This window comes from Rahnella ecdela (genome assembly GCF_019049625.1).
Classification (GTDB): Bacteria; Pseudomonadota; Gammaproteobacteria; order Enterobacterales; family Enterobacteriaceae; genus Rahnella; species Rahnella ecdela.
This window is the reverse complement of sequence record NZ_JAFMOY010000119.1, coordinates 1-12,536: the sequence shown is the minus strand read 5'-3', so window position 1 is coordinate 12,536 and position 12,536 is coordinate 1. Positions and strand designations below refer to the sequence as shown.

At 51.5% G+C, this 12,536-nt stretch carries 15 protein-coding genes; 13 read left to right on the top strand and 2 right to left on the bottom strand.

Features of this window, described 5'->3' with window-relative positions:
- Positions 1-13: 13 nt before the first annotated feature.
- Positions 14-1,930 carry an ABC transporter ATP-binding protein gene (locus tag J1784_RS07945; RefSeq protein WP_217148733.1) on the bottom strand — a complete coding sequence of 639 codons (1,917 nt, stop codon included), beginning with the start codon at positions 1,928-1,930 and terminating at the stop codon, positions 14-16.
- 129 nt (positions 1,931-2,059) lie between these two features.
- On the opposite strand from J1784_RS07945, the gene kefG reads away from it, so the two are divergent.
- The 4 genes from kefG (at position 2,060) to slyD (ending at position 5,509) form a co-directional block, all read left to right on the top strand.
- Positions 2,060-2,614 carry a glutathione-regulated potassium-efflux system ancillary protein KefG gene (kefG, locus tag J1784_RS07940; protein WP_217148732.1) on the top strand — a complete coding sequence of 185 codons (555 nt, stop codon included), beginning with the start codon at positions 2,060-2,062 and terminating at the stop codon, positions 2,612-2,614.
- The gene (gene kefB / locus J1784_RS07935) at positions 2,614-4,422 is read left to right on the top strand and encodes a glutathione-regulated potassium-efflux system protein KefB (RefSeq protein ID WP_217148731.1); all 1,809 of its coding nucleotides are present in this window, start codon (positions 2,614-2,616) and stop codon (positions 4,420-4,422) included. Before kefG ends, kefB begins: the two co-directional genes overlap by 1 nt.
- 79 nt (positions 4,423-4,501) lie before the next feature.
- Positions 4,502-4,705 carry a YheV family putative zinc ribbon protein gene (locus J1784_RS07930; RefSeq protein ID WP_013573660.1) on the top strand — a complete coding sequence of 68 codons (204 nt, stop codon included), beginning with the start codon at positions 4,502-4,504 and terminating at the stop codon, positions 4,703-4,705.
- Between the two features lie 198 nt (positions 4,706-4,903).
- Positions 4,904-5,509: a peptidylprolyl isomerase gene (slyD, locus tag J1784_RS07925; protein WP_217148730.1), complete on the top strand. Its 606-nt coding sequence runs from the start codon at positions 4,904-4,906 to the stop codon at positions 5,507-5,509.
- A 71-nt stretch (positions 5,510-5,580) separates the two neighbouring features.
- On the opposite strand, the gene J1784_RS07920 is transcribed toward slyD, so the two are convergent.
- Positions 5,581-5,799, bottom strand: coding sequence for a protein SlyX (locus J1784_RS07920; protein ID WP_112288598.1), 219 nt, complete (start codon positions 5,797-5,799; stop codon positions 5,581-5,583).
- A 293-nt stretch (positions 5,800-6,092) separates the two neighbouring features.
- Between J1784_RS07920 and fkpA the strand changes: the two genes are divergently transcribed.
- The 9 genes from fkpA to J1784_RS07875 form a co-directional block, all read left to right on the top strand.
- Entirely contained in the window at positions 6,093-6,944 is an 852-nt protein-coding gene (fkpA, locus tag J1784_RS07915; RefSeq protein ID WP_217148729.1) for an FKBP-type peptidyl-prolyl cis-trans isomerase, read from the top strand.
- A 264-nt stretch (positions 6,945-7,208) separates the two neighbouring features.
- Positions 7,209-7,931 (top strand): helix-turn-helix transcriptional regulator, encoded by a 723-nt coding sequence (locus tag J1784_RS07910; protein WP_013573664.1) that lies wholly within the window; start codon positions 7,209-7,211, stop codon positions 7,929-7,931.
- Positions 7,928-8,320, top strand: a complete 393-nt coding sequence (gene tusD / locus J1784_RS07905) for a sulfurtransferase complex subunit TusD (RefSeq protein ID WP_217148728.1) — start codon at positions 7,928-7,930, stop codon at positions 8,318-8,320. Before J1784_RS07910 ends, tusD begins: the two co-directional genes overlap by 4 nt.
- A 22-nt stretch (positions 8,321-8,342) precedes the next feature.
- Positions 8,343-8,702 (top strand): sulfurtransferase complex subunit TusC, encoded by a 360-nt coding sequence (tusC, locus tag J1784_RS07900; RefSeq protein ID WP_217148727.1) that lies wholly within the window; start codon positions 8,343-8,345, stop codon positions 8,700-8,702.
- A 13-nt stretch (positions 8,703-8,715) separates the two neighbouring features.
- Positions 8,716-9,003 carry a sulfurtransferase complex subunit TusB gene (gene tusB, locus J1784_RS07895; RefSeq protein WP_217148726.1) on the top strand — a complete coding sequence of 96 codons (288 nt, stop codon included), beginning with the start codon at positions 8,716-8,718 and terminating at the stop codon, positions 9,001-9,003.
- Between the two features lie 143 nt (positions 9,004-9,146).
- Positions 9,147-9,521, top strand: a complete 375-nt coding sequence (gene rpsL / locus J1784_RS07890; RefSeq protein ID WP_013573668.1) for a 30S ribosomal protein S12 — start codon at positions 9,147-9,149, stop codon at positions 9,519-9,521.
- Positions 9,522-9,617: 96 nt separating this feature from the next.
- Complete coding sequence (rpsG, locus tag J1784_RS07885) at positions 9,618-10,088, top strand: 30S ribosomal protein S7 (RefSeq protein WP_005969574.1); 471 nt, start codon at positions 9,618-9,620, stop codon at positions 10,086-10,088.
- Positions 10,089-10,184: 96 nt separating this feature from the next.
- The gene (gene fusA, locus J1784_RS07880) at positions 10,185-12,299 is read left to right on the top strand and encodes an elongation factor G (RefSeq protein WP_217148725.1); all 2,115 of its coding nucleotides are present in this window, start codon (positions 10,185-10,187) and stop codon (positions 12,297-12,299) included.
- Positions 12,300-12,370: 71 nt separating this feature from the next.
- On the top strand, positions 12,371-12,536 hold a 166-nt coding region (locus J1784_RS07875; protein ID WP_238485321.1), incomplete at its 3' end, for a GTP-binding protein.

Genomic DNA, 12,536 nt, shown 5'->3' with positions numbered 1-12,536 from the left:
GGCAGACGGTCATTTAGTCGAGATCAAAGGCCTTCGACATTTCTTCCAGCTGTTCCTGTGCATCAAGCCAGGTCATTTCGGTTTCTTCCAGCGCGCTTTTGACTTTGGTCTGTTGTTGCAGACATTCAGTCAGTTCAGTTTTACGGCTGTTTTCGTAAATCGCGGAATCTGCCAGACGCTCTTCGATGGATGCCAGCTCGGTACTCAGTTTTTCCATCTGCGCTTCGAGTTTGGTGATTTGTTTACGCAGAGGCTGAGTCTGGTTGCGGAAATCGGCTTCGCGACGTTTCTGGTCCTTACGCGACTGCGCGCTGTTGATGCCACCGTCTTTGGCCGGCGCATCCTGCTGGCTTTCCTGACGCTGAATGTCCACCAGCCATTGCTGATAATCTTCCAGATCGCCGTCGAACTGTTCCACTTTACCGCCGTGAACCAGATACAAATCGTCGGTGGTGGAACGCAGTAAGTGACGGTCATGCGAAACGACGACCATCGCGCCTTCGAAGTCGATCAGCGCTTCGGTCAGCGCCTGACGCATATCGAGATCTAAGTGGTTGGTCGGTTCATCGAGCAGCAGCAGGTTAGGGCGCTGCCAGACAATCAGGGCCAGCACCAGACGTGCTTTTTCGCCGCCGGAAAAACGTCCCGTCGGATCCGTGACTTTATCGCCGTGGAAACCAAATCCGCCGAGATAATCGCGCAGTTGCTGTTCGGTTTCTTTATTGGCCAGACGGACCAGATGTTGCAGCGGCGAATCTTCAGCACGAAGAAACTCGAGTTGATGCTGAGCGAAATAACCGAGCTTAACGCCTTTCGCCAGTCCGATATCACCCTGAAGCGGCGGCATGGTACCCGCCAGCAATTTGATCAGCGTGGATTTACCGGCACCGTTACGGCCCAGCAGGCCGATACGCGACCCCGGCACCAGATTCAGTTTGATCGACTCCAGAATGGTGGTGTCACCATAACCGGCGCTGACTTTTTCCATGCGCAGCAGCGGATCGGGCAAACTTTCCGGCGAACGGAAGCTAAAATGAAAAGGATTGTCAACGTGCGCCGGTGCAATCAGTTCCATGCGTTCCAGCATTTTGATGCGACTTTGCGCCTGTTTGGCCTTGGTCGCCTGCGCGCGGAAACGGTCGATATAGCTTTGCAGATGCGCCACTTTTTCCTGCTGGCTTTCAAACAATGCCTGCTGTTGCGACAGTTTGGTCGCTCGCTGGCGTTCGAAAGACGAGTAGTTACCGGTGTATTCGTTCAGCGACTGCTGTTCGATATGCATGATTTTATCGATGATCGGATCGAGGAAATCACGATCATGGGAAATCAGCACCAGCGTACCGGTGTAGCTTTTCAGCCATTTCTCCAGCCAGATCACCGCGTCCAAATCCAGGTGGTTGGTCGGTTCGTCGAGCAGGAGTAAATCAGAACGGCAAATCAGCGCCTGCGCCAGGTTCAGGCGCATACGCCAGCCGCCGGAGAACGATTTCACCGGTTGCTGTAGCTGATTCTGAGTAAAGCCCAATCCGCTGAGCAGGCTGGCGGCGCGTGCCGGAATGGTCCAGGCGTTAATGGCGTCGAGTTTACCGTGCAGCGTGGCGATGGCGTGGCCATCATCCCGCTCGTTGGCTTGTTGTAATTGTGCTTCGAGCTGGCGGAATTCGCGGTCGCCGTCGATAACATACTCTATCGCCGGTTCGTCCAGCGCTGGCGTTTCCTGATTTACCCAGGCCAGAGCCCAGTTAGACGGAAACGTCAGGTTGCCTGCATCGGCACTCATTTCACCTTTTAACAGGGAAATCAGGGTGGATTTACCGCAGCCGTTTTTACCCACCAGTCCGACTTTCTGGCCGGGATTGATGGTCGCAGACGCGTTGTCCAGCAGCACATTAGTGCCGCGTCGGATTTGTAAGGAGGAGAAAACAATCATAAAGCGCCGTGTTGAGAGTATGTTAAATTGTCATGATAATGATCTAAACAAGACGTATCGCGTCCCATTTTGTCTTTGCGAAGCATGGTAACGGAAAAACCGCACCCTGACGACGCTTTGGAGGTATTGATGTCGCAGCCACCAAAGGTTTTGCTGCTGTATGCCCATCCGGAATCACCCGATTCGGTCGCCAACCGCGTTTTACTGCAACAAGCACAACAGCTTGAACATGTCACCGTGCATGATTTGTACGCCCACTATCCTGATTTTTTTATTGATATCCATCGTGAGCAGCAACTGCTGCGCGACCATAAGGTGATTGTTTTCCAGCATCCCCTTTATACCTACAGTTGTCCGGCGTTGTTGAAGGAGTGGATGGATCGCGTGCTGGCGCGCGGTTTTGCCAGCGGGGCAGGCGGCAATGCGCTCAATGGTAAGTACTGGCGTTCGGTAGTCACGACCGGTGAACCGGAGGGCGCTTACCGTGCGGGCGGCTATAACCGTTACCCGATGTCCGACATTATGCGTCCTTTCGAGCTGACTTCAGCCATGTGCCATATGCACTGGATGACGCCCATCATCATTTACTGGGCGCGCCGTCAGAAACCTGATGTGCTGCAAAGCCATGCCGAAGCTTACGGCGAATGGCTGCAATCCCCGTTGCCACATGGAGGGATTGCATAATGGATGTTTCCAATATTCCGATGGCGATCCTGCTGTTTCTGTTCGCCGCCGTCGTCGCCGTGCCTGTTGCCCAACGCTTAGGGATTGGTGCGGTGCTCGGCTATTTGCTGGCCGGTATTGCCATCGGTCCGTGGGGACTGGGTTTTATCCGCGACGTGGATGAAATTCTGCATTTCTCCGAACTTGGCGTGGTTTTCCTGATGTTTATCATCGGGCTGGAACTGAATCCCGGCAAGCTGTGGGCATTGCGCCGGCAAATATTTGGCGTCGGTGCTGGACAGGTGATCCTGACTGCGCTGGTGCTCGGTGGTCTGCTTTATCTGACGAAGTTTTCCTGGCAGGCCGCGGTAATTGGCGGTATCGGGCTGGCAATGTCATCTACGGCGATGGCGTTGCAGCTTATGCGTGACAAAGGCATGACGCGTAACGAAGGCGGTCAGCTGGGTTTTGCCGTGCTGCTGTTCCAGGATATCGCGGTTATTCCGGCTTTGGCGCTGATCCCGATTCTTGCGGGCGGCTCCGAAGGCGGCAATAACTGGGAAATGATCGGCCTGAAAGTGCTGGCCTTTGGCGGAATGCTGATCGGCGGACGTTATCTGCTGCGACCAATTTTCCGGCTGATTGTGGCTTCCGGCGTGCGTGAAGTGTTTACTGCCGCCGCGCTGCTGGTGGTGCTCGGTTCAGCACTCTTTATGGATACGCTGGGCTTTTCGATGGCGCTCGGCACGTTTATCGCCGGGATTTTACTGGCCGAAAGCGAATATCAGCACGAACTGGAAATCGCTATCGAGCCGTTTAAGGGTTTACTGCTCGGGCTGTTCTTTATTTCTGTCGGCATGGCGCTGAATCTGGGCGTGCTTTACACCCACATTTTGCTGGTTCTGGCAGGCGTGATTATTCTGGTGACGGTCAAAGGAGCGGTGCTGTACGGGTTGTCGCGAATATTTGGCCTGCGGACATCCGTACGCTTGCAGTTTTCTGCCGTGTTGAGCCAGGGCGGTGAATTTGCTTTCGTGCTGTTCTCGGCGGCTGGCGCGCAGAAAGTGATTTCCTCATCGCAGCTTTCTTTGTTGCTGGTGGTGGTGACGTTATCAATGATGACTACGCCGCTACTGATGCAATGGGTCGACCGGATCCTGGTGCGTCGTTACAACGACGGTGAAGAGAGCGACGAAAAGCATTTTGTGCAGGATGATGAGCCGCAGGTGATTATCGTCGGCTTCGGACGTTTCGGGCAGGTGATCGGACGCTTGCTGATGGCAAATAAAATGCGCATCACGGTGCTTGAGCGTGATATTAGCGCCGTCGGTCTGATGCGGACCTACGGCTATAAAGTGTATTACGGCGATGCAACGGAGCTCGAATTGCTCAGGGCTTCGGGGGCTGAAAAGGCAAAATCGATTGTGATCACTTGTGATGAGCCCGCGGACACCATGACCATCGTGCATTTGTGTCAGCAGCATTTTCCGCATCTGAATATTCTGGCGCGCGCCCGTGGACGTGTTGAGGCGCATGAACTGTTGCAGGCCGGTGTAGCTAATTTCTCCCGTGAGACGTTCTCCAGTGCGCTGGAATTAGGCAAAAAGGCGCTTGTCACGCTGGGTATGCATCCGCACAGTGCGTATCGCGCGCAACAACATTTCCGCCGTCTCGACATGCGGATGCTGCGTGAACTGGTGCCGCAAAATCGCGGCGACGTAGCGCAGATTTCCCGTGTGAAAGAAGCACGGCGCGAGCTGGAGGATATCTTCCAGAGCGAAATGCATAACGAACGTCGTCAGCTAGATGGCTGGGACGACGACGAATAGTCCGGCTGGCGGAAAAATAATTTTGCCGTCTGAATGAAAAATGACCGGACGCAATGTCGCAACTTTCAGGAGAAGTAACATGGCTACAACCCGTAAACGGTTTATCGCTGGTGCGGTATGTCCGAAATGTAAGGCGATGGATACGCTGGCTTTATGGCAGGAAGATCAGGTTGAAGTGGTGGAGTGTGTGAAGTGCGGGCACCATCAGCGTCAGACCGATGCTCAGGTCAGCAAGAAGCTTCGCCCGGAAGAGCAGGTGATTGGTATTTTCGATCCGAAGTAGCGTTATTGCTCGTGTTTTTTTATGCTGGTAGTACAGAGACGCGGATTTCCGCTACACTCTTCGCCAAATTTATCCGGTCGCGCTTTTCAGGATGATCTCATCGAAAAGTGGCCGTCACTGAATTAGCCTTAAGCGAAGTTGCGTGCGTTATGAAACGCCCGCAGACAACAAATTGAGTTTCCAACGGTAGGAGTTATCATGAAAGTAGCAAAAGACCTGGTCATCAGCGTGGCATATCAGGTACGTACAGAAGACGGTGTGTTGGTTGATGAATCTCCGGTGAGCGCGCCGTTGGATTACCTGCATGGTCACGGTTCCCTGATCTCCGGTCTGGAAACTGCGCTGGAAGGTCATGCAATTGGTGATGTATTTGACGTGCATGTTGGCGCAAACGACGCTTACGGCAACTACGACGAAAACCTGGTTCAGCGCGTACCTAAAGACGTCTTCATGGGTGTTGATGAGCTGGAAGTGGGTATGCGTTTCCTGGCTGACACCGATCAGGGCCCGGTTCCTGTTGAAATCACTGAAGTTGACGGCGACCACGTTGTTGTCGATGGCAACCACATGCTGGCAGGTCAGGATCTGAACTTCCACGTTGAAGTTGTGGCAATCCGTGAAGCAACCGAAGAAGAACTCGCTCACGGCCACGTTCACGGCGAACACGGACACGACCATGATCACGACCATGAACACGGCGAAGGCTGCTGCGGTGGTCACGGCCACGACCATGATCACGACCACGGTCATGATCACGGTAAAAAAGGCGGTTGTGGCGGTAACGGCGGCTGCGGTTGCCACTGATCACTTTGCCTGCAAAGCGATAAAAACGAAAGGCGCCTTATGGGCGCCTTTTTGTTGCGTCAGAAACAGAATCAATAATGTGGCGGAGGCGTTTCTTCCGACTGGTCGGCAATCATTGATGGCTGGCTGGCGCGCAGTTTATCTGTCAGCAGACGCAGGTGATCATGCAGTCTGCTCATTTCCAGCTGGTGCTGGGTGACGATCAAATTCAGTTCTTCGATAGTGATTTCCTGAAAAGCCAGCTTGTTTTCCAGCATCTCCAGACGTTGTTCAACGGTGTTTGAGTCCATAATCTTTCCCTCATTGTGCGGCTCAAGTTGATCAGATTGAGCACTGACCGGAACCCCATACTGTATTGTAGACCGGCGATTCTACCCGTAAACCGGCTTAATTGCCTGAACTCAGCGGTGCTTTATCTCGGACTCTTCATAGCCAGACGAAACTAATTGATGCAAAAAAGGTCTGAATATGACGCTAATGGCGTGTATAGAGATTGTTTTGTCGTGAGACGGACAGTTATAGTAACCGCCGAACTTTCGTAATTATTACCAGAGGTCATACGCTTCTGGTCTTGGAGAAATGGATGAAATCACTGTTTAAAGTAACTCTGCTGGCAACCACCATGGCAATTGCCCTGAATGCCACTCAGGTTATGGCTGCTGAAGCCACCGCACCGGCCGCTGCTGCTCCTGCGCCAGCCGCTGCAGCTGCACCGGCAGCAACAGATAAGACCAAGTTCAAAAGCGACGACGAGCAGGCTGCTTATGCTCTGGGTGCATCACTGGGTCGTTATATGGACAACTCCCTGAAAGAACAAGAAAAGCTGGGCATCAAACTGGATAAAGACCAGCTGATCGCCGGTGTTCAGGATGCGTTTGCTAACAAAAGCAAACTGTCCGATCAGGAAATTGAGCAAACTCTGCAAACCTTCGAAGGCCGTGTGAAAGCATCTGCACAGGCTAAGATGGAGCAGGACGCTAAAGCTAATGCTGACAAAGGCGACAAATTCCGTGCTGATTTCGCCAAAGAAAAAGGCGTGAAGAAGACTGAATCAGGGCTGCTGTATCAGGTAGAAAAACCAGGTACTGGCGCAGCACCTAAAGACAGTGACACCGTTGTAGTAAACTACAAAGGGACTCTGACCGACGGTACTGAGTTTGATAACTCTTATACCCGCGGCGAGCCACTGTCCTTCCGTCTTGATGGTGTTATCCCAGGCTGGACCGAAGGCCTGAAACACATTAAGAAAGGCGGCAAAATCAAGCTGGTCATTCCACCAGCACTGGCTTACGGTAAAACTGGCGTCCCGGGGATCCCTGCTAACTCCACTCTGGTGTTCGATGTTGAACTGCTGGACGTGAAAGCGGCACCGAAGGCTGACCCGAAAGCAGCTGAAAAACCAGCTGAAGCTGAAGCGGCACCAAAAGCAAACTAATTTGCTATTGAGCTGTTACAGAAAACCGTCGCTAAATGCGGCGGTTTTTTTTCGCCTTTAACTTTTCTTCGGGCCCGGCCTTCATTTTATTGAGGTTACTCTATGATGATAACTTGACGCTTTTGTTTCCCCGGCATAACGTCACAGATCCATATAATCGTAAGGCCGTTTTATCTGTGTCTTTGATACAGTAACGACCGTGAAATGATGAATAATGCGTCCTGACTCCCGTTGGAAGGCGCGATAGAGAGGGTGGTAGCTTCGATGTCTAATTCGCTTATAACTGGCGAAACCGGTGAACTGGATTTGCTGGACCAACGTCCGTTCAGCCAGGTCGATCATGAGATTTTGTCTTCATACGAGGCCGTGGTGGACGGGCTTGCGATGCTGATCGGTGAGCATTGCGAAATTGTTCTGCATTCACTGGAAGACCTGAAATGTTCAGCGGTTCGTATTGCAAATGGTGAGCATACCGGCCGTAAGATCGGCTCACCGATTACCGATTTAGCCCTGCGCATGTTGCATGATATGACCGGCGCGGACAGCAATGTGTCCAAAGCCTATTTCACCCGTGCGAAAAGTGGTGTGCTGATGAAATCTGTCACCATCGCCATTCGTAACCGTGAGCAGCGTGTCATTGGTCTTCTTTGTATCAACATGAATCTCGACGTACCTTTCTCGCAAATTATTCAGACCTTTATGCCGCCAGAAACTCAGGAAGTGGCATCGTCGGTAAACTTTGCCTCTTCTGTGGATGACCTCGTGGCACAAACGCTGGAATTCACCATTGAAGAAGTGAACGCTGACCGCAATGTTTCCAACAATGCGAAGAACCGTCAGGTGGTGCTGAATCTTTATGAAAAGGGTATTTTTGATATCAAAGATGCCATCAATCAGGTCGCTGACCGTCTGAATATTTCCAAGCACACGGTTTACCTGTATATCCGCCAGTTTAAAAGCGGGGATCTGGTGGGGAACGAGCGTTGAAACTGCGTTATTGCCTTCTGGTAACCGGTCCTGCATACGGAACACAACAAGCCAGTGCAGCGTATCAGTTCGCACTGGCGTTGATAAGCTGCGGTCATCAGCTGGGCAGCGTGTTTTTTTATCGTGAAGGCGTCCTTAACGGCAATATGCTTTCTGCACCTGCTTCCGATGAATTTGACCTCGTCAGATCCTGGCAGCGTATGGCAGCGGACCATCAGGTTGCTCTCAATGTTTGCGTGGCAGCAGCATTACGTCGCGGTGTCATCGATGAAACAGAAGCCCATAATCAGGGACACGGTCAGACGAATTTACAAGCCGGTTTTGCTCTGACCGGATTGGGCAGCCTCGCAGAAGCGTCGCTGACCTGCGACCGCATGGTGCAGTTCTGATGGACTATGGCAGGACCAGGCAATGAAGAAGATAGCGTTTGTATTTACTCAGGGCCCGCACGGCACTTCGGCGGGAAGAGAAGGCCTCGATGCGCTGCTGGCAACGTCAGCCCTGACGGAAGAGATCGGCGTATTTTTTATGGCTGATGGTGTTTTTCAGCTCATGCCAGCACAGCAACCCGAAAAAATTCTCGCCCGTAATTATATTGCCACATTCGGTGTGTTATCACTTTACGACGTCGACCAGTGCTTTGTCTGTGAGGACTCTCTGAAGTCACGTGGATTGTCTGTGGGACATGAATGGGTGCTGGATGTGGAGCCGCTGTCCGCGGCAGAAATTCGCGGACGTCTGGCCAGTTTTGATGTGGTGATGACGTTTTAAATCAGGAAACCTCATGCTTTTTACTCTTGCCCGTTCCCCGCAACAATGTGATTTCTCATTGATTGTTAAGCTGGTCACTCAGGAAGATGCACTTTTGCTGATGCAGGATGGCGTACTGGCTGCGATCGATGGCAGCGAGGCCTGTAACCTGCTCAGCCGGCATGTTCAGTCAGTTTATGCCCTCAGCGAAGATCTGGCAGCCCGAGGATTGGTTGGTCAAATTTCGCACAAAATCACATTGATCGACTATACTGGATTCGTCGCGCTGACTGAGAAACACACCCAGCAAACAGCATGGTGATTTACTGATGTGCTGTATATTTCTTGACACCCTCTTAGGTCAGCCCTAAAATTCTGCGTCCCCATATTAGCTAATGCTTTTTGTGGGGCGATTTATCACGCGTTTACAAAGTAGTTTATGAACCAAAATCCAGGAGCTTTTTAATGGCAACAATTAATCAGCTGGTACGCAAACCACGCTCTACGAAGGTTGCTAAAAGCAACGTTCCAGCGCTGGAAGCTTGCCCGCAGAAACGTGGCGTATGTACTCGTGTATATACTACCACCCCTAAAAAACCAAACTCCGCACTGCGTAAAGTATGCCGTGTACGTTTGACTAACGGTTTTGAAGTTACCTCCTACATCGGCGGTGAAGGTCATAACCTGCAGGAACACTCCGTGATCCTGATCCGTGGCGGTCGTGTAAAAGACTTGCCAGGTGTGCGTTATCACACCGTCCGTGGCGCGCTGGACTGTTCAGGCGTTAAGGATCGTAAGCAATCTCGTTCTAAATACGGCGTTAAAAAGCCGAAGTCTTAATGGTTCTCCGTTAAGTAAGGCCAAACATTTTTACATTACTGTCAAAATAAACTCTTAGAGTTTTGGACAATCCTGAATTAACAACGGAGTATTTCCATGCCACGTCGTCGCGTCATTGGTCAACGTAAAATCCTGCCAGATCCTAAGTTCGGATCCGAACTGCTGGCTAAATTCGTAAACATTCTGATGGTAGATGGTAAAAAATCTACTGCAGAAGCAATCGTCTACACTGCTCTTGAGACCCTGGCTCAACGTAGCGGTAAAGGCCACCTGGAAGCTTTCGAAGTCGCTCTGGACAACGTTCGTCCGACTGTCGAAGTTAAGTCCCGCCGCGTAGGTGGTTCTACTTATCAGGTTCCAGTTGAAGTCCGTCCGGTTCGTCGTAATGCTCTGGCAATGCGTTGGATCGTTGAAGCTGCTCGTAAACGCGGTGATAAATCCATGGCTCTCCGCCTGGCGAACGAACTTTCTGATGCTGCAGAGAACAAAGGTACTGCAGTTAAGAAACGTGAAGACGTTCACCGTATGGCTGAAGCCAACAAGGCGTTCGCCCACTACCGCTGGTAATCACTTCGCAGTAGTTATGCTAACCAAGCGGGCGCTTCAAGAAGCCAACCCGCTTGGGTTAACTGAACTTGAACGTCCTAGTTATAGAGGAATCAAATGGCTCGTAAAACACCCATTGAGCGCTACCGTAACATTGGTATCAGTGCTCACATCGACGCCGGTAAGACAACCACTACCGAACGTGTTCTGTTCTACACCGGTGTAAACCACAAAATCGGTGAAGTGCATGATGGCGCAGCCACCATGGACTGGATGGAGCAGGAGCAGGAGCGTGGTATTACCATCACGTCCGCTGCGACCACCTGTTTCTGGTCAGGTATGGCTAAGCAGTTCGAACCACACCACATCAACATCATCGACACCCCAGGGCACGTTGACTTCACCATCGAAGTTGAACGTTCCATGCGTGTTCTTGATGGCGCGGTAATGGTTTACTGTGCTGTTGGTGGTGTTCAGCCACAGTCTGAGACCGTATGGCGTCAGGCAAACAAATATAAAGTTCCTCGTATCGCGTTCGTTAACAAAATGGACCGTATGGGTGCTAACTTCCTGAAAGTTGTTGACCAGATTGAAAAACGTCTGGGCGCAACTCCGGTGCCACTGCAACTGGCAATCGGCGCGGAAGAAAAATTCACCGGTGTTGTTGACCTGGTGAAGATGAAAGCTATCAACTGGAACGAAGCTGATCAGGGCGTGACCTTCGAATACGAAGAGATCCCTGCGAACATGCAAGAACTGGCTGAAGAATGGCGTCAGAAACTCGTCGAGGCCGCTGCTGAAGGCTCTGATGAGCTGATGGAGAAATTCTTTGGTGGCGAAGAGCTGACCGAAGAAGAGATCAAAACTTCTCTGCGTAAGCGCGTTCTGAACAACGAAATCATCCTGGTTACCTGTGGTTCTGCGTTTAAAAACAAAGGCGTACAGGCAATGCTGGATGCTGTTGTTGAGTATCTGCCAGCACCAACCGACGTTGAAGCTATCAACGGCCTGTTGGATGACGGTAAAGACACTCCTGCAGTTCGCCATTCTGACGATTCCGAGCCGTTCTCTGCTCTGGCGTTCAAAATCGCTACTGACCCATTCGTGGGTAACTTGACGTTCTTCCGTGTTTATTCCGGTCTCGTCAACTCTGGTGACACTGTATTTAACCCAGTGAAATCACAGCGCGAACGTCTGGGCCGTATCGTTCAGATGCACGCTAACAAGCGTGAAGAAATTAAAGAAGTTCGTGCAGGCGATATCGCCGCAGCGATCGGTCTGAAAGACGTGACTACAGGTGATACCCTGTGTGATCCAGATAACGTAATCATTCTGGAACGCATGGAATTCCCTGAGCCGGTAATCTCCGTTGCGGTAGAACCGAAAACCAAAGCTGACCAGGAAAAAATGGGTCTGGCTCTGGGCCGTCTGGCGAAAGAAGACCCATCATTCCGCGTTTGGACTGATGAAGAGTCTGGTCAGACAATCATCGCAGGTATGGGTGAACTTCACCTGGATATCCTGGTTGACCGTATGCGTCGTGAATTTAACGTTGAAGCTAACGTCGGTAAGCCGCAGGTTGCATACCGTGAAGCTATCCGCGCGAAAGTTACCGATGTTGAAGGTAAACACGCTAAGCAGTCTGGTGGTCGTGGTCAGTACGGTCACGTTGTGATCGACATGTATCCATTAGAGCCTGGCACAAATCCGAAAGGGTATGAGTTTGTCAACGAAATCAAAGGCGGTGTAATTCCTGGCGAATTCATCAGCGCGATTGACAAAGGCATCCAGGAACAGCTGAAGTCTGGTCCACTGGCGGGTTACCCGGTAGTAGATCTGGGCGTGCGTCTGCACTTCGGTTCTTACCATGACGTTGACTCCTCCGAGCTGGCGTTTAAACTGGCCGCTTCTATCGCTTTCAAAGATGGCTTTAAGAAAGCGAAACCAGTTCTGCTTGAGCCGATCATGAAGGTTGAAGTAGAAACTCCGGAAGAGAACACTGGTGACGTCATCGGTGACCTTAGCCGTCGTCGTGGTATGCTGAAAGGTCAAGAATCTAACGCTACTGGCGTTGTGATTCATGCTGAAGTTCCGCTTTCCGAAATGTTCGGTTATGCGACTCAGCTGCGTTCACTGACCAAAGGCCGTGCATCTTACTCCATGGAATTCCTGAAGTACGATGATGCGCCGAATAACGTGGCCCTGGCCGTTATTGAAGCTCGTGGCAAATAAGCCACTGGTTTAAACACAATGATCCCGTGCTCTCTCTATGAAGGGAGAGCACAAGAGTAAGGAATATAGCCGTGTCTAAAGAAAAATTTGAACGTAACAAACCGCACGTCAACGTTGGTACTATCGGCCACGTCGACCACGGTAAAACTACCCTGACTGCAGCAATCACTACCGTTCTGGCTAAAACCTACGGCGGTTCTGCACGCGCATTCGACCAGATCGATAACGCACCAGAAG

What these genes read in the sequence shown, in the direction of transcription:
- J1784_RS07945 (WP_217148733.1), bottom strand. Translation starts at nt 1,930, where the DNA reads ATGATTGTTTTCTCCTCCTTACAAATCCGACGCGGCACTAATGTGCTG.
- kefG (WP_217148732.1), top strand. Translation starts at nt 2,060, where the DNA reads ATGTCGCAGCCACCAAAGGTTTTGCTGCTGTATGCCCATCCGGAATCA.
- kefB (WP_217148731.1), top strand. Translation starts at nt 2,614, where the DNA reads ATGGATGTTTCCAATATTCCGATGGCGATCCTGCTGTTTCTGTTCGCC.
- J1784_RS07930 (WP_013573660.1), top strand. Translation starts at nt 4,502, where the DNA reads ATGGCTACAACCCGTAAACGGTTTATCGCTGGTGCGGTATGTCCGAAA.
- slyD (WP_217148730.1), top strand. Translation starts at nt 4,904, where the DNA reads ATGAAAGTAGCAAAAGACCTGGTCATCAGCGTGGCATATCAGGTACGT.
- J1784_RS07920 (WP_112288598.1), bottom strand. Translation starts at nt 5,799, where the DNA reads ATGGACTCAAACACCGTTGAACAACGTCTGGAGATGCTGGAAAACAAG.
- fkpA (WP_217148729.1), top strand. Translation starts at nt 6,093, where the DNA reads ATGAAATCACTGTTTAAAGTAACTCTGCTGGCAACCACCATGGCAATT.
- J1784_RS07910 (WP_013573664.1), top strand. Translation starts at nt 7,209, where the DNA reads ATGTCTAATTCGCTTATAACTGGCGAAACCGGTGAACTGGATTTGCTG.
- tusC (WP_217148727.1), top strand. Translation starts at nt 8,343, where the DNA reads ATGAAGAAGATAGCGTTTGTATTTACTCAGGGCCCGCACGGCACTTCG.
- tusB (WP_217148726.1), top strand. Translation starts at nt 8,716, where the DNA reads ATGCTTTTTACTCTTGCCCGTTCCCCGCAACAATGTGATTTCTCATTG.
- rpsL (WP_013573668.1), top strand. Translation starts at nt 9,147, where the DNA reads ATGGCAACAATTAATCAGCTGGTACGCAAACCACGCTCTACGAAGGTT.
- rpsG (WP_005969574.1), top strand. Translation starts at nt 9,618, where the DNA reads ATGCCACGTCGTCGCGTCATTGGTCAACGTAAAATCCTGCCAGATCCT.
- fusA (WP_217148725.1), top strand. Translation starts at nt 10,185, where the DNA reads ATGGCTCGTAAAACACCCATTGAGCGCTACCGTAACATTGGTATCAGT.